The organism is Streptomyces gobiensis, from assembly GCF_021216675.1.
In the GTDB taxonomy this organism is placed as follows: Bacteria; Actinomycetota; Actinomycetes; order Streptomycetales; family Streptomycetaceae; genus Streptomyces; species Streptomyces gobiensis.
In genome coordinates this window covers 4884633-4902655 of the sequence record NZ_CP086120.1, presented here as the reverse complement: position 1 = coordinate 4902655, position 18023 = coordinate 4884633, and the positions used below count along the sequence as shown (strand labels likewise).

14 protein-coding genes are annotated in these 18023 nt (G+C 70.5%); 10 read left to right on the top strand and 4 right to left on the bottom strand.

Annotation, left to right across the window (positions count from 1 at the left end):
• Window positions 1-93: 93 nt before the first annotated feature.
• Together ggt and test1122_RS22745 are read right to left on the bottom strand one after the other, a co-directional pair.
• On the bottom strand, window positions 94-1920 hold the full coding sequence (ggt, locus tag test1122_RS22750) for a gamma-glutamyltransferase (RefSeq protein WP_232271028.1): 1827 nt from the start codon (window positions 1918-1920) through the stop codon (window positions 94-96).
• A 260-nt stretch (window positions 1921-2180) separates the two neighbouring features.
• Window positions 2181-3053 (bottom strand): polysaccharide deacetylase family protein, encoded by an 873-nt coding sequence (locus tag test1122_RS22745; RefSeq protein ID WP_232271027.1) that lies wholly within the window; start codon window positions 3051-3053, stop codon window positions 2181-2183.
• A gap of 278 nt (window positions 3054-3331) precedes the next feature.
• Here test1122_RS22745 and test1122_RS22740 point away from each other — a divergent pair, with 278 nt between their 5' ends.
• From test1122_RS22740 to test1122_RS22730, 3 genes are all read left to right on the top strand, one after another.
• On the top strand, window positions 3332-4888 hold the full coding sequence (locus test1122_RS22740) for a putative glycoside hydrolase (RefSeq protein WP_232271026.1): 1557 nt from the start codon (window positions 3332-3334) through the stop codon (window positions 4886-4888).
• Between the two features lie 285 nt (window positions 4889-5173).
• Entirely contained in the window at window positions 5174-5962 is a 789-nt protein-coding gene (locus tag test1122_RS22735; protein ID WP_232271025.1) for a hypothetical protein, read from the top strand.
• 45 nt (window positions 5963-6007) lie between these two features.
• Window positions 6008-6976, top strand: a complete 969-nt coding sequence (locus test1122_RS22730) for a carbohydrate kinase family protein (RefSeq protein ID WP_232271024.1) — start codon at window positions 6008-6010, stop codon at window positions 6974-6976.
• A gap of 22 nt (window positions 6977-6998) precedes the next feature.
• On the opposite strand, the gene test1122_RS22725 is transcribed toward test1122_RS22730, so the two are convergent.
• Entirely contained in the window at window positions 6999-7799 is an 801-nt protein-coding gene (locus test1122_RS22725) for a DUF427 domain-containing protein (protein WP_232271023.1), read from the bottom strand.
• A 100-nt stretch (window positions 7800-7899) separates the two neighbouring features.
• Window positions 7900-9555 carry an acyl-CoA dehydrogenase family protein gene (locus tag test1122_RS22720; protein WP_232271022.1) on the bottom strand — a complete coding sequence of 552 codons (1656 nt, stop codon included), beginning with the start codon at window positions 9553-9555 and terminating at the stop codon, window positions 7900-7902.
• Between the two features lie 52 nt (window positions 9556-9607).
• Here test1122_RS22720 and test1122_RS22715 point away from each other — a divergent pair, with 52 nt between their 5' ends.
• The 7 genes from test1122_RS22715 (at window position 9608) to test1122_RS22685 (ending at window position 18021) form a co-directional block, all read left to right on the top strand.
• Entirely contained in the window at window positions 9608-10804 is a 1197-nt protein-coding gene (locus tag test1122_RS22715) for a YihY/virulence factor BrkB family protein (protein WP_232271021.1), read from the top strand.
• A 202-nt stretch (window positions 10805-11006) separates the two neighbouring features.
• Entirely contained in the window at window positions 11007-12137 is a 1131-nt protein-coding gene (locus test1122_RS22710) for a YihY/virulence factor BrkB family protein (RefSeq protein WP_232271020.1), read from the top strand.
• Between the two features lie 89 nt (window positions 12138-12226).
• A complete protein-coding gene (locus tag test1122_RS22705; protein WP_232271019.1) occupies window positions 12227-12688 on the top strand; it encodes an SRPBCC family protein in 462 nt (153 codons plus the stop codon).
• 65 nt (window positions 12689-12753) lie between these two features.
• Window positions 12754-14814, top strand: coding sequence for a SpoIIE family protein phosphatase (locus test1122_RS22700; protein WP_232271018.1), 2061 nt, complete (start codon window positions 12754-12756; stop codon window positions 14812-14814).
• Window positions 14815-14893: 79 nt separating this feature from the next.
• A complete protein-coding gene (locus tag test1122_RS22695) occupies window positions 14894-16009 on the top strand; it encodes an MFS transporter (protein WP_232272034.1) in 1116 nt (371 codons plus the stop codon).
• Between the two features lie 33 nt (window positions 16010-16042).
• Window positions 16043-17494, top strand: a complete 1452-nt coding sequence (locus test1122_RS22690; RefSeq protein WP_277879913.1) for a DNA-3-methyladenine glycosylase 2 family protein — start codon at window positions 16043-16045, stop codon at window positions 17492-17494.
• Window positions 17495-17496: 2 nt separating this feature from the next.
• Complete coding sequence (locus test1122_RS22685; RefSeq protein ID WP_232271016.1) at window positions 17497-18021, top strand: methylated-DNA--[protein]-cysteine S-methyltransferase; 525 nt, start codon at window positions 17497-17499, stop codon at window positions 18019-18021.
• Window positions 18022-18023 lie beyond the last annotated feature (2 nt).

The following is an 18023-nucleotide window of genomic DNA, read 5'->3' as shown; positions in this document are numbered from 1 at the left end:
CGCGGTGAATCCTGCCACGGAGGCGACACCGCACACCAGCCCATTATCGGACGGTGGCGATGTCCCCACTTAACCACCAGTTGCTGGTGACCGTCAGCGGCGTTCCCACCGCACCATCGCCGAGCCCCCGCCCCGCCGCTCAGGCTCGGCGACTGCCTGGAATCGGCCGTTGCCGAGGAGCTCGAGGGCGGTGACGGCGCCGATCTCCGGCGCCGGAGTGAAGGTCCGCGGCGGCGGCACAAAACGGTGTCCCAGGCTCTCCAGCGCCGCCCGCTCGGGCGAGTCGAGGAAAGCGGGCTCAGCGTCGGTGCTCGGCCGGTTCCGCTGGGACAGCCGTGGCGCGGCCACCGCGTCCGGCAGCGCCATGCCCCACTCGACGCGGTTCAGCAGCGTCTGCAGGACGGTCGTGATGATGGTGGCACCGCCCGGCGAGCCCAGCGCGAGCAGCGGCTTGCCGTCCTTCAGCACGATCGTCGGTGACATGCTGCTGCGCGGCCGCTTGCCGGGGCCGGGCAGGTTGGGGCCGTCGACCTCGTCGGACAGCGGCGTGAAGTCGAAGTCCGTCAGCTCGTTGTTGAGCAGGAAGCCGCGGCCGGGAACGGTGATGGCCGAGCCACCGGTCTGCTCGATGGTGAGTGTGTACGAGACGACATTGCCCCAGCGGTCGGCAGTCACCAGATGAGTGGTTGAGGGGCCCTCATACGGCTCCTCGCCTCCCCCGCCCGCCTCGCAGCCGCTGCCCGGCACCCGTGGATCGGCAGGTGCGACCGGGCTGGCGAGCGCGGAGTCAGGGCGGACCAGGCAGGCCCGCTCCTTGGCGAACTCGGGCGAGAGCAGCTCCTCGGCGGGCACATCGGAGTACGCCGGATCGCCGACCCACCGGTTGCGGTCGGCGTAGGCGAGACGGCTCGCCTCCAGGTACTGGTGCAGCGCCTGGGCGCGGTCCGCTGGTTCGGGGAGCTGCTGGAGGATGTTCAGGGCCTCACCCACCGTGGTGCCGCCGGAGGACGACGGCGCCATCGAGTACACCTCGACGCCCCGGTGGTCGACCCGGGTCGGTTCCTGGGGCAGCGGTGCGTAGCGGGCGAGATCCATGGTCTCCATCAGCCCGGCCCGGACCGTCCGTCCGGAACCGGGTGCGACGGGCGGCCTCTTCACGGTCCGTACCACGTCACGCCCCAGTGTCCCCTGGTAGAGCGCGTCAACCCCTTCCCTGGCGAGCTGCCGGTAGGTGCGGGCCAGGTCCGGATTGCGGAACCGGGAGCCGACCACCGGCAGTTCGCCGCCGGGCAGGAACAGCTCCGCAGTGGAGGTGAAGTCCCGGAAGCGGTCCTCATTCAGCTTTGTCTGCGCGCGGAACTCCTCATTGACGATGAAGCCGCGCCGAGCGATCCGGGTGGCTGGGCGCAGCGCCGTGGCCAGCGGCACCGTTCCCCAGTCATCAAGAGCCTTCTCCCAGGTGGCGGGGGTCCCCGGAACACCCACGGCGAGGCCCGAGTTGACGGCCTCGTCGAAGGGAATCGGCTTGCCCGTGGCGGGGTCGATGAACGCGTCCCGCGCCATGGCAGCCGGTGCGGTCTCCCGGCCGTCAAGCGTGTGCACCCGGCCTGACTTCGCCTCGTAGTGCACCAGATAGCCGCCGCCTCCGATACCCGCCGAGTACGGCTCGACCACCCCGAGCGCGGCGGCGGTGGCCACGGCCGCGTCAACCGCGTTGCCGCCCCCGCGCAGCACATCCAGCCCGGCCCGCGAGGCATAGGGGTTGACGCTGGAGACCGCGCCCCCGTAGCCGGTGGCTACCGGTGCCTTCGCGGGTGGCCGATGCCCGGCCGTGGCGGCGACCGTTGGGGCGGCGGACGGCAGGAGGGAGAAGCCGAGCGCGGTCAGGGCGGTGACGACGACCGTACGGCGTATACGCATGGAGCCTCCGGAAACCCTGGGGGTGGGAGTGACTGGACGTACGTGACCAGCACTCTGACCGCATCCCACCGCCAGAACAACCGGGACCCACGAGATTGGCGCCAGAACATCCGTCGAAGGCCGGTAACCCCAGCTCAGCGAGGACCGCGACCACAACGGCAGCTACCGCCGTCAAGGTGACGCCGAGCCCGGTCAGGTCATGGCCGGATCACGCGGGTGGCCAGGCTCGGCGCAGCTGTCAGGCAACCGTCAGGCAGCCGTCAGTAGGCCCGGCCCCGGTCGCGGTGTTTCTTCGAGAGCTCGGCCGTGGACGACTTCGGGTAGGAGATGCGGTCCGGGTCGCCATCGGAGGTGTAGCGGGACACCGTGCCGTCGGCGAGCTTGTCGAGCCAGCGGGACGAGCCGAACTCGGCGTCCTCATCATCGGGACCGGCCGAGCGGATACGGGGGATGCCGACCGGGTCGAAGGAGGTGGCGTACGGGGAGGGGGCCGGGTTGGAGCCCACGAGGTAGGCACCATGGTGTTTGTAGGAGACGCCCGCACTGCTGCCGCTGAGGGCGAGTCCGGCCGGGTCGGGCTGAATGCCGAAGGGCAGGCCCATGGAGACCACCTTGGTACCCGGCGCGTGGGCGGTGATGGCCTTCTGGTTGGCCGAGATCTCCCGCTGGACACCGGCTGCCGGAAGGCCGCTGAGCTTGGCGTGATTCAGGGTGTGGTTGCCGATCTCGAAGCCGTTCTTGTGCAGCCAGCCGAGCGCCTTGTCGCCTCCGGTTCCCGAGAACGGCTCACCGTTGACGAAGAAGGTGGCGACGGGGCGGAACTCCGGGTGCTTCTTGGCGACATCCAGCAGGATGCCGACGGCGCAGTCATCGACGGGCTCACCGTCGGAGCCGAGCTTCAGCTGACTGGCGGTGGAGTCGTCGAAGGTGAGGACGACAGGGTGGGTTCCTGCCGGAATGTCCAGCTTTCCGGTGCTGTACTCGGCGGCGGTGACGGGCACATAGCCCTCCCGGGCGAGCCGTTCGAGCTCGGCCCGGAAGTCCTTGGGAGTGCGGTCGTAGACGCTGCCCGGATTTTTGATGACCTGGTGGTACATCAGCACAGGTACCGAGGCCAGTTCGTTGGCCTTCACGCTGGACGGATGCGGGGGCTTCGAGGGGAATTTCGAGGGTGCTGAGCGGGAAGCCTGCCCAGAACTGGGTGTCTGCGGGACCGCGTCCTCGGACGTATCACCTGCCGAGTCGGCACAGGAGACCGCCAAGGTCGCCACGGACAGCGCAGCGATGGAAAGAAGACAGCGACGCACAAGACCTCCTGAAAGGGGACGTGCCAATGCGGCTCGGCTGGAAGGACCCGGATTCCTCTCGGACACACTCCCCTCGAAGACTGATCATCACCCTTCTGGCCTGTGTGCTGGCCGTGGCAGTGGCTGTCGGCGCCGTGCTCGTGGTACGGGCCGCGAACGACCCCGGATTCCAGGTGCGCGGCCTCCCGGACAGCGGGGTACTGAACGCCCAGGCGGCGAGCGGTAGCGGCAGCGGTCTGGTCGTTACCGCGTCGGAGGACTCCGCGCTGAAGAACGCGCAGGTCCGACTGAACGGGGAGCCGGTCAAGACCCGGTCGGTCAACGGTGAACTGGTGCTCAAGCACGGCCCCCTGAAGGACGGTGACTATGAGCTGCGGGTAGCCAAGGACGGCCGGTCCCCCTTCGGTTCCGGCGAGCTGAGCCGCCGCTTCACCGTGGACACCACAGCGCCGGTCCTCAAGGTGGCCGATGTCGAGGCCAACAGCCTGAACGCGCCGGCCACCATCAAGGGGACGGCGAAGGATGCCGCCAAGGTGACCGTCAACGGAAAGCCGGTGGAGCTGGGCCCGGACGGGACCTTCTCCGTCAAGCTGAAGGAACCGTCCGCACAGGTCCCGGTTGTCGCTACCGATGAGGCCGGGAACGCCGCCAAGCACGAAGTGCCGGTCACCGTACGGCGGCCGCTGCTGCGGGCAGCGCATGTCAGCTCCCACGGCTGGGCCTCCGACCAGCTGCGCAAGCCCGTGCTGAAGCTGCTGCGGGAAGGCAAGCTCAACGCGGTGCAGCTGGACATCAAGGATGAGCTGGGCGAGATCGGCTATAAGTCACAGGTACCGCTGGCCAAGAAGATTGGAGCGGCGAAGGGGTACTACGACGCCAAGAAGGCCATCAAGAAGATCCATGACGAGGGAGGCAAGGTCGTCGGACGCATAGTCGCCTTCCGCGACCCGATCCTGGCCTCCGCGTCATGGAAGGAGGGGAAACGGGACCGGGTCGTCCAGACCACCAGCGGCCAGCCGTACGGCGCCACGACCAACTACGGTGCGATGTCCTTCACCAACTTCGCCAACAAGGAGGTGCGCCAGTACCACCTCGACCTGGCGGCCGAGGCCGCCGAACTCGGCTTTGACGACATCCTCTACGACTACATCCGCCGCCCCGACGGCAAGCTGAGCGAGCTGTCCTTCCCCGGCCTGGGCGACACCTCACCGGAGGACTCCATCGCCGAACTCGTCGCCGAGACCCGCCCCGTGGTCCGAAAGCACGGCGCCTTCCTCGGCGTGTCGGTGTACGGCATCGCCACCACCCGGCCCCGCGAGATCGGGCAGGACATCGACAAGATGGCCCAGGCCTGCGACTACATCGCCCCGATGATCTATCCCTCGCACTGGAACCCCGGTGAGTACGGAGTGAAGAACCCCAACTCCCAGCCGTACGACATCACCAAGCGGTCGCTGGCCGACTTCGCGAAGCAGACGAAGAACACCAGCGCGGAGATCGTCCCGTGGATCCAGGACTTCTCTCTGGGGGTCTCCTACGGAAACAAGGAGGTGGCCGCCCAGATACGGGGCGCCGCGGACAACGGAATCAAGTCCTTTCTGCTCTGGAACGCCGGCGTCCGCTACCACGGCGGCGCACTGACCGCCATCGACGGATCCTGAACGGACCTGAACAGATCAGCTGTCAGGTCAGATGTCAGTTCAGGTGTCATAGAGGGGCGACGGATCGTCGTGCAGGCTATAGACGACGATCCGTCGCCCCTGCCGCGCGCATCGCTGGGACCGCGATCGTGTCCGCGGAAGCCGCGGATGCCGCGGAAGCGGACCCGGCAGACTTTGTGAACTGATTCACACCTGCCCCTTGGCTGATCACCCCAATCCGTGCTGAGATGCGATCACATCCGGCTCGACGGCGCGCTTGGGGAGGGCACTGTGGCGGAATCCGCCATGTCTCGTTCGGTACGGCTGGATCATGGTGAGGGGGATGATCCACGCGACCGTGCGGTGTGGCGACTGCGTTCTCGGGGCTGCTGGGATGACGCTGCGGCGCTCATCGCCCCCCGCGCCGAGCAGGACGCGGCAGTGGCGGTGCGGCGGGCGGCGCTGCTGGTGGAACGGTGCATGTTCACTGCCGGGGGCTGGGCCGAGGCCGAGGACGCGCTGCGCAGCGCGGAGGCGCTGGCCGTGGACGATGTGGTGCGGGGCGCGGCCGCCTGTGAGCGGGGTCAGCTCGCCTACGCCGCCACGGTGCTGGGGGTACGGGACCGGGCGGACGAGGCGCGGGCCGCGCTGGGCCGGGCTGCGGCGCTGTTGCCGCCCAACTCGCCGGTGCGGTCGGTGCTGGACTTCCGGCGGGGGCTGCTGGCTGAGCACTTGGCCGACAATCCGCAGGCGGCGCGGGCCGCCTACCGCCGCGCGCACGCGGGTGCGTCCGCGCATGGGGACGCGCTGCTGTCCTCCTTCACCTGGCGGCATCTGGCCGGTCTCGCGCTGCGCGACGGGGAGCTGACCGAGGCCCGGCACGGGTTTACGGAGTCGCTGCGGCTGCGGGAGGAGCTGGGCTTCCTGGTGGGCATGGCTCCCGCGCTGGTGGCGCTGGCGGGCGTCCAGGGGGAGCCGGAGGCGGGGCGGCTGCGGGCGGAGGCCCAGCGACTGTTCCGCCTCCTGGGCGGCGTCCCCACCTGGCTGTCAGGCGTGCTCTCTCCGGACCGGCCCCTGCCCGAAACTGGGTGCTAGTGGGGGCGTTGTTCGCCCGGTCCTCGTCCAAGGAAAGGCCCGTACATGACCGTGAGCAGCCGACCCGATCCCGCCGCTCCCATCGCCGTGCTCGGTGAATGTGTCGCCGACGCCTTTGTCACCCCGGCGGCCGGGGGCTCCGGCACGCCCGCCATCGGCCTTGAGGTGCTGCCCGGCGGCGGCCCCGCCAATACGGCCGTGGCGCTGGCCCGGCTCGGCACGCCCACCCGGTTTCTCGGGCGGCTGTCCTCCGATGTGTTCGGGCGGCTCTTCCGTGAGCACTTGGCCCAGTCCGGGGTGGATCTCGGATCGGCCGTCTCCGCCCGGGAATCCAGCACCCTCGCCGTCGCCGATCTCGATACCGAGGGGCGCGCCGACTACTCCTTCCATGCCGAGGGCGCCGCCGACTGGCAGTGGACGCCCGACGAGCTGGCGGTGGCCACCGGCGGCTCCATGGCCTGTCTGCACACCGGCTCGCTCGCGCTGATCCGGCCACCGGGCGGCGCAGCCATCGAACGGCTGCTCACCCAGGCGCGGCCCCGGGCGACCGTATCCCTCGACCCCAATGTCCGGCCGCTGCTCGTCGACCCCGCCGCATACCGGGCACGGCTCCCGCGGTGGTGCGCGGCGGCTGACATCCTGCGGCTCTCCGACGATGACCTCGGACATCTGCTGCCCGGGGCGGAGCTGGAGCGCGCCGCCGACGAGTTCCACGGTCACGGCGCCCAGCTGGTCGTCGTCACCCTGGGCGGCGAAGGGGTCTTCGCCTCACTGAACGGGGAACGGCTGCGGATCGCCGCCCCGCCGACCACCGTCGTCGACACCGTCGGCGCGGGCGACTCCTTTATGGCGGGCTTCCTGCACGCCCTGCACCAGGGCGCCGCCCTCGGCGGCCGCCTCGAAGCCCTGGATACGGACCGGCTGCGTGCCGCGCTCACCTTCGGCGCCCGGGTGGCGGCCGCCACCTGCGCGGTACGGGGAGCGAACCCGCCGTGGCGGGACCAGCTGCGGTGAGGCCCGGGCGACCCCGGGTTTTTCACCGGGAGCGGCTGAAATGGGTGACCGGGCGCTCCAGCCGTTCCCCGTCGACGATGATGTCGACCGCCTCGTTGTAGAAGGCCACCATGCCCCTGATCTCCTGCACGGCCGGGAGGGGATCGGGGTAGCTCCAGGCTACGTTCGGCGGAACATCGCCGCCGCCGCCCTCCCACGACCAGTACTCCGCCGCCGTGCCCTTGTACGGGCACTGGGTGCGCAGATCGGTGGGGGCGAGCAGATGGAACCGGACGTCGTCACGAGGGAGGTAGTAGCGGACCGGGAGCCCTGTCTCAAAGAGGAGCACCGGTGCGCGGGTGTCAGCGACGACCGTGCCCTCGATCTCGACCTGGACGTGCCGGCTGCTGGGAATCGCGTCGACCCGCTTGTGCGGGTCTCGGGGATGTACGAAGATCTCCGCCTCCTCCTCGTACCAGTGGTCAAGCACATTCCGCCCGAACCACTCGAAGGCGATGTACCCGGCGAGCTGCTCGCCGGGGAAGGTCCACGCCGCGTTCTCGATGACCTCGCCCCCGAGCTCAAGGTCGTAGAAAACCGTTGAACCCGAGTGACGCCCGGTCGCGGGCTTCGCCGCCTTCCGCAGCACGTCCGTACGGACGTCGTCCGCCGGGAAGGCGTAGAGCGGCACGGGCCGGCCGCGTTCCCACACCAGGATGGGCCGTCGGCTGTCGACGACAGTGACATCCCCCTTCGTCCCGCGCACCCAGCGTTCGCTGGGCTCCCAGGTGATGCCGTCGGCCGGGGCGGGACGGTGGGGCCGGTTGCCGGACTGCGTACCCAATCGTTGACCTCCGCCTGCTGGATGGCTCATGCGCTGGCCTCCATCGTCCCCGGAGAGGACGGTGACCGCACGTCGGCCGCGGCGCCCGGACGCCCGTTCCCTAACCGAGCACCGGGCGGGCACGGTCGACGATGCCTGCCAGATCCAGGGTGTGCGGCAGGGTTCCGAAGGCGGTGCCCCAGTCGCCGCCCAGGCGCGAGGCGCAGAAGGCGTCGGCGACCCCTGGCGGAGCGTGCCGCACCAGCAGTGAGCCCTGCAGGACCAGCGCCATGCGCTCGACCAGCCGGCGGGCACGGGCCTCGATGCCGTCCAGGTCGGCCAGGTCCGTCAGCAAGTCCTTGATGGCGCCGTCCAGTCGGTGGTCGGCGCCACGGGCCTGGCCGATCTCGCTCAGGAAGGCGTCCAGGGCCGCGGGCTCACGTTGCAGAGCACGCAGGACATCGAGGGCCTGGACATTGCCGGAGCCCTCCCAGATGGAGTTGAGCGGCGACTCCCGGAGCAGCCGGGGCATGCCGGACTCCTCGACATAGCCGTTGCCGCCCAGGCACTCCAGGGCCTCGGCGGTCACCGGGGTGGCGCGCTTGGTGACCCAGTACTTGGCGGCCGGCACGGCCAGCCGCAGGAAGTACCGGTCCTGCTCGGCTGTGGAGTCATACGCTGCGGCGAGCCGCAGCGCCAGCGTGGTGGCCGCCTCCGACTCCAGGGCCAGATCCGCCAGTACGTTGCGCATCAGCGGCTTGTCGATCAGGGGGCCGCCGAACGCGCTCCGGTATGCCGCGTGGTGGGTCGCCTGGGCTACGGCCTGGCGCATCAGGGCCGCCGAGCCGGTGACGCAGTCCAGCCGGGTCGCCGCGACCATCTCGATGATGGTGGCGACCCCGCGCCCCTCCTCGCCCACCCGCTGCGCCCAGGTCGAGCCGTCGAACTCCACCTCGCTGGAGGCGTTCGAGCGGTTGCCCAGCTTGTCCTTGAGCCGCTGGATACGGAAGGAGTTATGGGTACCGTCCGGCATCACCCGGGGGACCAGGAAGCAGGTCAGGCCCCCTCCCCCCGTGCCGGGGACGGCCTGGGCCAGCACCAGGAAAACGTCCGACATCGGTGCCGAGCAGAACCACTTATGGCCCGTCAGCGCATAGGCCCCGTCCTCGGCGAGCGGTTCCGCACGGGTCGTATTGGCCCGTACATCGGACCCGCCCTGCTTCTCCGTCATCCCCATCCCGGCCAGCGCGCCCGCTTTGTCGGCGGCGGGGCGCAGCCCCGGCTCGTAGACCCTTGAGGTCAGCCGGGGCTCCCACTCGGCGGCCAGCTCCGGCTGGGCCCGCAGCGCGGGCACCGCCGCATGGGTCATGGACAGCGGGCAGCCGTGCCCGGCCTCCACCTGGGTCCATACGTAGAACGACGCCGTGCGGCGCAGCTGGCCGTCCGGCCGTGACCAGGCGTCAGTCAGGCCCGCCGAGACCGCCCGGTCGAGCAGCTGATGCCAGGCGGGATGGAACTCCACCTCATCGATGCGATGCCCATAGCGGTCATGGGTGTGCAGCACCGGCGGATTCTCGTTCGCCTGCACGCCCCACTTCTGTGCCTCGGCCGATCCGGCCACCCGGCCCAGGGCGGTCAGCTCTTCGTGTGCCTCCGCGGCCCGCTCCGGGGCGACGTAGCGCTCCACCGCTGCGGTGAGAGCGGCGTCCGCGGCGAAAACGTCGTAGTCCACCAGCGGCGGGGGCTGGTTGATCACGATATGTGTCGAGGGTGGCATGCTCTCACCCTAGGCCGGAGGTGACCAGCACGTCACCATATACGTTAGTAGGGTGCAAGCAGCCTCCTCACCATCGAGTCGGCCGTCGGACCGGCGGACCAGGACCAGCCGTCTCTACCGGAACATTCCCAAAAGGAAACTCGCCTGGCTGCTGCTGAAAGACACGGTCAACTCCTGTATCGAATACCGCATTCTGGGCCTGGCGGCCGAGGCGGCGTTCTTTACGCTGCTGTCCCTGCCGCCGCTGCTCCTCGGGCTGATCGGCCTGCTGGGCTATCTGGATGCCTGGATCGGCACCGACACCATCGCCAGCGTCCGCGGGAACATCCTTGACGCGTCCGGGACGGTGCTCTCCGAGCGTGGTGTGAAACAGATCGCGGTCCCGCTGATTGACGATGTCATCAAGGGCGGGCGCCCGGACATCATCTCCGTCGGCTTCGCGCTCGCCCTGTGGTCCGGCTCCCGCGCGGTGAACGTCTTCATCGACACCATCACCGTGATGTACGGCCTGGACGGGCAGCGCGGCATCGTCAAGACCCGGCTGCTGGCCTTTCTCCTCTACATCATCGCGCTGCTCATCGGTGCGATCGCGCTGCCGCTGATGGTGGTCGGGCCGAATGTGGTCATCGGCTGGGTGCCGCAGTTGGAGGTGGCGGTCACGGTCTTCTACTGGCCGGTGGTCGTGGTGCTGTCCATCGCCTTTCTGACCACGCTCTTCCATGTCTCCGTCCCGGTCCGTTCGCCATGGCGCGAGGACATCCCCGGCGCCCTGGTCGCCCTGCTGATGTGGCTGGGCGGCAGTTTCCTGCTGCGGGTCTTCCTCTCCGGCACGGTGGCAGGACCCACCATCTACGGGTCGCTCGCCGCCCCGGTCGCCGTACTGCTGTGGATTTTCGTCTCCGCCTTCGCGGTGCTGGTGGGGGCCGCCGTCAACGCCGCCTTCGACCGGGTCTGGCCCTCGGTGGCCACCGCGGCGGCGCGGCGTGCCAAGGACCGGGCCCGTGAGGAGGAGGCCGCCGAGGTGGTCGCCGCCGCGGCGGCCCGGCGGGCGAGGAGGGAATCGGCGGAGAGCGAGGACGAGGGGGGCGAGAAGAACGAGAGCGATGAGGACGACGATGACGACTACGAGGGCGACGGGGGCAGCGGGGGCGGGCTGTCCGGGCAGCCTGCGGAGTTCCCGGAGCGCTGGGCGAAGTTCCTGCCGCCCGAGGACATCCGCTCCCGGTTCAGGGGGAGCCACCGGGACTAAGGGCTGTCCCGTAATCCCCGGCGGGCTCCCGACGCCAGCTACGGCCACTCGCGGCGTTAGCGAAACGTCCGAATAGGCCCACTATGAGAACGCTTCGCTGCCTTGCGATTGACCGCATCTGACGCCGCTCGCTGGTCCACCGGGGATTACGGGACAACCCTTAGGTGTCCGGTGGCACAGCCGCTGCGGTTAGGGTCTGCGCGTGCACCCGGACCAGCCACCTCCTCAGCCGTCGGTACGGCCGTCGTCCGCGCGCACGTCGACGGTGCGTGCGCGGTACCGGCACGTCCCCAAGCGGAAGCTCTGCTTGCTGCTGGCCAAGGACACCTACCGCTCCTGCGCCGAGTACCGCGTCATCGGTATGGCGGGCGAGGCGGCGTTCTTCACGATGCTGTCGCTGCCCGCGCTGCTGCTCGGCCTGGTGGGGCTGCTCAGCGCACTGGACTCGGTGGCCGGGACCACCATCCTGCAGGCCGTACGTGACAACATCCTGGACGCCTCCTCGGTCATGCTCTCCGAGCGCGGCGTCGAGCAGCTGGTGACCCCGCTCCTCGATGATCTGGTCTCCGGGGCCCGGCCCGAGGTTCTCTCCTTCGGCTTTGTCTTCGCGCTGTGGTCCGGGTCCCGTGCGATGAACGTCTTCGTCGGCACCATCACCGTGATGTACGGCCTGGACGGGCACCGCAATCCAGCGGCGACCCGGCTGCTGGCCTTCACCATGTATGTCGCCGGGCTCGCCGTCGGTGCGCTCGCGGTGCCGATGACCCTGGTCGGCCCGACCGTGGCGGTCGGCTGGTGGCCGCAGCTGGAGCCGGCGGTGCGGATCCTCTACTGGCCGTCGGTGCTGCTCCTGGCCGTCTCCTTCCTCGCCACGCTCTACCACGTCTCCGTCCCGGTCCGTTCGCCGTGGCGGGAGGACATCCCCGGTGCCCTGGTCGCCCTGCTGCTGTGGACGCTCTGCGCCATCGGGCTCAAGGCGTATCTGCGCAACGCGGTGGAGGGGCAGAGCGTCTACGGCTCCCTGGCCGCCCCGGTGGCCGTGCTGCTGTGGCTGGGCACGTCCGCGTTCGCGGTGCTGGTGGGGGCCGCTGTCAACGCCGCTGTGGACCGGGTGTGGCCGGCGGCCACCGTCGCCGCCGCCCGCCGGGAGACCGAGCAGGCCAGGGCGGCCGCCGCTGAGGCGATGGTCGCCGCTGTGGCCGCCCGCCGCTCCCGGGCGGAGACCACCGAGGCGGCGGAGCCGGCAGCGGCCCGCCAGTGGCGTGCGCTGGTGCGGCCCTCGGAGCTGCGCAACCAGCTGGAACGTATCCGCGGTGCCAGACGGCGGCCGTAAGGCGGTCTTGCGGACGCTCTCCCCGGGACTGTCCAATGCGGTGTCCCAGTGGCCATCGGGCGGTGTTTGTTCCATCTGAAGGAGGGGCCATGGAAACTGCGCAGGTCGTCGTGGAGCGGCGGATCGCCGCTTCGGCCGATGAGGTCTGGCGGGTACTGACCGACCTCAAGGCGCTGCCCAGGGTGCTCAGCGGGGTGGAGCGGGTCGAGGTGCTGACCAAGGGCCCATTCGGGGTGGGGACCGGCTGGCGGGAGACCCGTCGGATGTTCGGCCGGACCGTCACCGAGGACATGCGTGTCACGGTGTGTGAGGAACCTTCGCGCTATGTCCTGGGGACGGAATCCGGTGGCGCTCACTACTTCTCAGAAGTCACCCTGACGCCACAGGGCGCGGGCGCCACCGTAGTACGCCGGAGCTTCGGCGCCCGGCAGCAGGGCGGGTTCAGCGGCCTGCTGGCGAAGGCCTTCACCGGTCTCGGCGGCAGGGCGGTAGCCAAGACGCTCGAACGGGATCTAGCGGACATTGCGATTAGGGTGACCAGGGTGACTTAGGGTCGAAGAATCGGGTGAAGAGTGACAGAGTGAGTGGTGATCGCCTTCCAGGGCGGGGGTGTGGCATGGAAACTCGAGCAGCGGTATCGGGCGCGGTGGCACCGCCCGAGGACTGGCCCGCGAGCGCGGACACCACCCTCATGCTGAACCGGATGGGCAGCTTTGACTGGGACCTCGACAGCGGGCTGATGCATCTGGACGAACCGGCGCTCGCTGTTTTCGATCTGCGCCCGGATGAATACGACTCCGACCCCGGCACCCTGCGATGCCGGGTGCCGTCCACCGAGGGGGCCCGGCTGGACGGCCTGGTGGCGCAGGCGATGAAGGACGGCAAGACGTCCTACGGGGCGTACTTCCGGATCCGCCGCCGGGACGGCACGTTGCGCTGGACGCACACCCAGGGCCATATCCAGCGGGACGACGCGGGGCGGCCGCACCGCGTCATCGGCATTGTGCGGGACGCCACCGAGGAGCTCAGCCACTCCACGGACCGGCTCACGCTGGACGCACGCCGCCAGGAGACCAGCGTGGTGGAGGAGACCACCGCCGCCCTGGCCGCAGCACGCACCGTGAGCGATGTCATCGATGTGCTGGAGAGCTCCCGGGGCATGGGCCGGATGGGCGCGGTCAGCCTCATGATGGGCTTCGTTGAGGGCAAGCACATCCGTCTGGTCGCCGAGGGGCGCACCAGCAGTTTCGTACCGGAGCTGGAGTTCACCCGGATAGACGGAGATTTCCCGATGAGCGAGGTCGTACGCACCATGACCTCCCGCTTCATCGAATCGCGCCAGGAGTTCGCCAACCGCTATCCGCGGCTGTGGCCGTATATCGCGCCGCTGAACGCCTCCGCCGCGGCGTATCTGCCACTGATCGCCCAGGGCCGGGCGATCGGCGCGATCGGCCTGCTCTTCCGGGACAAGCACAGCTTCCCACCCGGAGAGCGCGCCCTGCTCACCGCGCTGACCAGCAGCATCGCGCAGAGCCTGCAACGCGCCAAGATGTTTGAGCAGGAGCTGGAGCTCGCCGAGAGCCTGCAGCGGGCCATGCTCCCCCACACCATCCCGAGCATTCCGGGGATAGAGACCGCGGTGAGCTACCGTCCCGCGCGCCAGGTGCGGGACATCGGCGGTGACTGGTACGACGTGATCCCGCTGCCCGGCGGCCGGGTGGCCGCGGTGATCGGCGATGTACAGGGTCATGACACCCATGCCGCGGCGGTGATGGGCCAGCTGCGGATCGTACTGCGGGCATACGCCGCCGAGGGGCACGCCGCCTCCACCGTGATGGCGCGGGCCTCGGCCTTTCTGCATGATCTGGACACCGACCGCTTCGCCACCTGCCTCTACGCCGAGGTTGACCCCACCACGGGCTGGCTCCGGCTGGTGCGGGCCGGTCACCTGGATCCGCTGTTGCAGCGGACCGACGGCACCTGCCGCCTGTTCCCGGTGACGGGCGGGCTGCCGCTGGGGCTGCCGAACCTCGGTCCGCTGGACTATCCCGTGACCGCGATGGAGCTGGAGGTCGGGGAGACCCTGCTGATGTTCACCGATGGCCTCGTCGAGCGGCCCGGTGCCGACGTCGACGACGGAATACAGAATCTCGCCGAGTCCATCGGGCGCGGCCCGGCGGATCTGCGGAAGCTGGCCGACTGGCTGTGCGAGCTGCCCGAAGAGCGGTCCGGGGTGGACGACATGGCGGTGGTGCTGCTGCGCCGGGAGAGGGCCGTGATCCCCCAGCTGGGCCGTCGGCTCCAGTCGGTCGCGCCGGGCGATATGGAGGCTCTGGCGGGAATCCGGCGGCTGGTCCGTGAGGCGGCCCACGCCTGGAACGCCGACGCACGCGGCGACGATGTGGAGCTGGCCGCCCATGAACTCACGGTCAACGCCCTGACCCATACCGAGGGCGGGGCCGTCGTGACCATCCGGCTGCTCGGCGGAGCCGAACGGCGGCTGAGGGTCGAGGTGGAGGACCGGTCCAGCGAGCACCCGGAGCTGCGGACAGCCCGCGATGCGCGGCTCCCGGGACGGGGACTGCTGCTGGTGGACCAGCTGGCCGATGTGTGGGGCGTGGAGTCGCGCGGGGATGGCAAGCGCGTCTGGTGCGAGTTCGTCTGCCCGGCGGAGTGAACGGGCCTTCCGTCCGCCGCTGCTCGCGTCGTACGCTCAACCCATGATCTGGCGACATTGAGCCTCACCCGAGACCCAGCTGACGCGCAGGCTGTATGCCTACGCCTGGTGCGAAGACCTGGTACTGCTCTACCCGGTCTACGCGCTGCTCTTCGCCGAGACCGGGCTCTCCGCAGCGGAGATCTCCTCGCTTTTCGTCATCTGGTCGGTGACGGCCGTTGCGCTCGAAGTGCCTTCCGGCCTCTGGGCTGACGTCTTCTCCCGCCGACGGCTGCTGATCATCGCGCCGCTGCTGACAGCAGCGGGCTACGCGTTGTGGACCTGTCTCCCGTCCTACCCGGCCTTCGCTGTCGGCTTTGTGTTGTGGGGCGCGGGTGGCGCGCTGCGTTCCGGCACCCTTCAGGCGCTGGTCTACGAGGAGTTGACACGGATCGGCGCCGCCGGGGCGTACGCGCGGGTCATGGGCCGTACGCAGGCGATCGCCACCACCGCGCAGCTCGCCGCGACGGCGCTGGCCGCGCCGGTGTTCGCGCTCGGCGGTTATCCGGCGGTGGGTGCCGCCAGCGTCGTTGTCACGCTGCTGGGCGCCGTTGTGGGCCGCACGCTCCCCGACTCCCGTGCCGTCGCGGAGCCTGGCGAGCGGAGTTTCGGGGCCGTCGTCCGGGACGGCCTCGGCCAGGTGCGGCGGGCGCGCGGGGCCGGGCGTGCCGTGCTGCTGGTGGCGCTGGTCAGCGGTGTCACCTCACTGGATGAGTACATTCCGCTGCTCGCCCGGTCCACCGGCGTCGCCGATACCACGGTGCCGCTGCTGGTGCTGCTGGTCACCGTCGGTGTCGTGGCCGGTGGCTGGTGCGCTGGGCGCGGAGCGCGCTGGGCGGCGCCCGTCCTCGCCGTTGGCGCGGTCTGTCTGGCGGCCGGAACGCTGAGCGGCCATCCGGCCGGGCTGGTGCTGGTCGCGGTCGCGTTCGGGGTGTTCCAGTGGGCGATGGTGGTGGCCGATGCCCGGCTGCAGGCCCGTATCGCCGACCGGGCACGGGCCACGGTGACCTCGATGGCGGGCTTCGGCGCGGAGGTGGTGGCGGTGCTGACCTTCGCGGGGTACGCACTGGGGTCCCTCTGGGCGGGCCCGGGAGTGATCTTCGCGGTGGCGGCTGTGCCCTATCTGCTGATCGCCATGTCCGATTTCCGCCAGTGACGGGCCGGGCGGCGGCGCACACTGGATCGCGTGATGGACGATGAGAGCAGGTACGAGGCGGTACGCAGCCGTGATGAGCGCTTCGACGGCGTCTTCTTCACCGCTGTCGTCACCACCGGCATCTACTGCCGTCCAAGCTGCCCGGCACTCACGCCGAAGCGGCAGAACGTCCGCTTCTACCCCTCGGCTCCGGCCGCGCAGGCGGCGGGCTTCCGGGCCTGCCGCCGCTGCCGCCCCGACACCGTGCCCGGTTCCGCCGAGTGGAACGTACGGGCCGACGCCGTCGGCCGGGCCATGCGGATGATCGGCGACGGGATCGTGGACCGGGAGGGCGTCGCCGGGCTGGCCCGGCGGCTCGGGTACAGCGCCCGGCAGGTGCAGCGGCAGCTCACCGCCGAGCTGGGCGCCGGGCCGGTCGCGCTCGCGCGGGGACAGCGGGCGCATACCGCGCGGGTGCTGCTGCGGACGACCCGGCTGCCGGTCACCGAGATCGCCTTCGCGGCGGGCTTCGCGAGCGTACGGCAGTTCAACGACACCATCCGCCAGGTGTACGCCTGTACGCCCAGCGAGTTGCGCGGCACGCGCAGGGCACCGGCCGACGGAGACGGGGTGACGCTGCGGCTCGCCTATCGCGGACCGTATGACACGGAAGGGATCTTCGGCTTCCTCGGACGGCGTGCCATCCCCGGGATCGAGGAGATGACCGGGGAGACGGGAGCCCGCCGCTACCGCCGTACCCTGGCGCTGCCGTACGGGCATGGCGTCGCCGAGGTCGGGGAACGGGGCGGGCCGGGGTGGCTGCCCTGCCGGCTGCACCTCACGGACCTCCGCGATCTGACGGCCGCCGTGCAGCGGCTGCGCCGCCTCTTCGACCTGGACGCGGACCCCTACGCGGTCACCGAGCGGCTCAGCGGCGATCCGCTGCTCGCCCCGCTGGCCGCCGCCCGGCCCGGACTGCGCTCGCCCGGCGCAGCCGACGGCCAGGAGCTGGCCGTACGGGCCGTGCTGGGCCAGCAGATCACCGTGGGCGGGGCCCGCACCCTCGCGGGCACCCTCGTCGAGGCCTACGGCAAGCCGCTTCCGGCGGCCGACGGCGGGCTCACCCATCTCTTCCCCGAGGCCGGGGCGCTGGCCGGGGCCGCCCTGCGGGAGCTGGGCATGCCCGAGGCCCGCCGTAACGCCCTGCGCCATGTGATGGCCGCGCTCGCCGATGGGACCGTGTCCCTCGACCCCGGCGCCGACCGGGACGAGGCGGAGCGGGGGCTGCTCGCGCTGCGCGGCATCGGGCCCTGGACGGCGGGCTATATCCGCATGCGGGCGCTTGGCGACCCGGATGTATTCCTGCCGGGCGATGGGGGCGTACGCCACGGCCTGCGGCGCATCGGGGCCGTCGGCGGCCGGGTCGGCCACGGCGGACAGTGGCGGCCCTGGCGCTCCTACGCCCTGCACCACCTCTGGAACGCGGCACTGACCCAGGAGAGCTGACCATGTCGACCTCGACCATGCTGTACACCGTCCACCCCAGCCCGCTCGGCGAGTTGCTGGTCGCCGGGCCCGAGCCGGGTGTGCTCGCCTCGGTCTCCGTCCCCGGGCAGCGAGGCCGCGCCCAAGTGCGGGCCGAGTGGACCCGGGATGACGCCGCCCTCACGGAGGCGGTACGGCAGCTGGACGCCTACTTCGCCGGAGAGCTCAAGGAGTTCGGCCTGCGGCTCGCACCGGCCGGTACGGACTTCCGTCACCGGATCTGGGCGGCGCTGGACCGTATCCCGTACGGCAGCACGGTCACCTATGGCGAGCTGGCCGCGATGGCCGGGATGGCCGGGAAGCCGGTGAGCTCCGCACGGGCCGTCGGCGGCGCGGTCGGCGCCAATCCGCTGCTTGTCGTCCGCCCCTGCCACCGGGTCATCGGCGCCAATGGCGCACTGACCGGCTACGCGGGCGGTATGGAACGCAAGCAGCAGCTGCTCACCCTCGAAGGCGCCCCTGCGGTAACGCTCAGCCGCTCAGGCTGAAT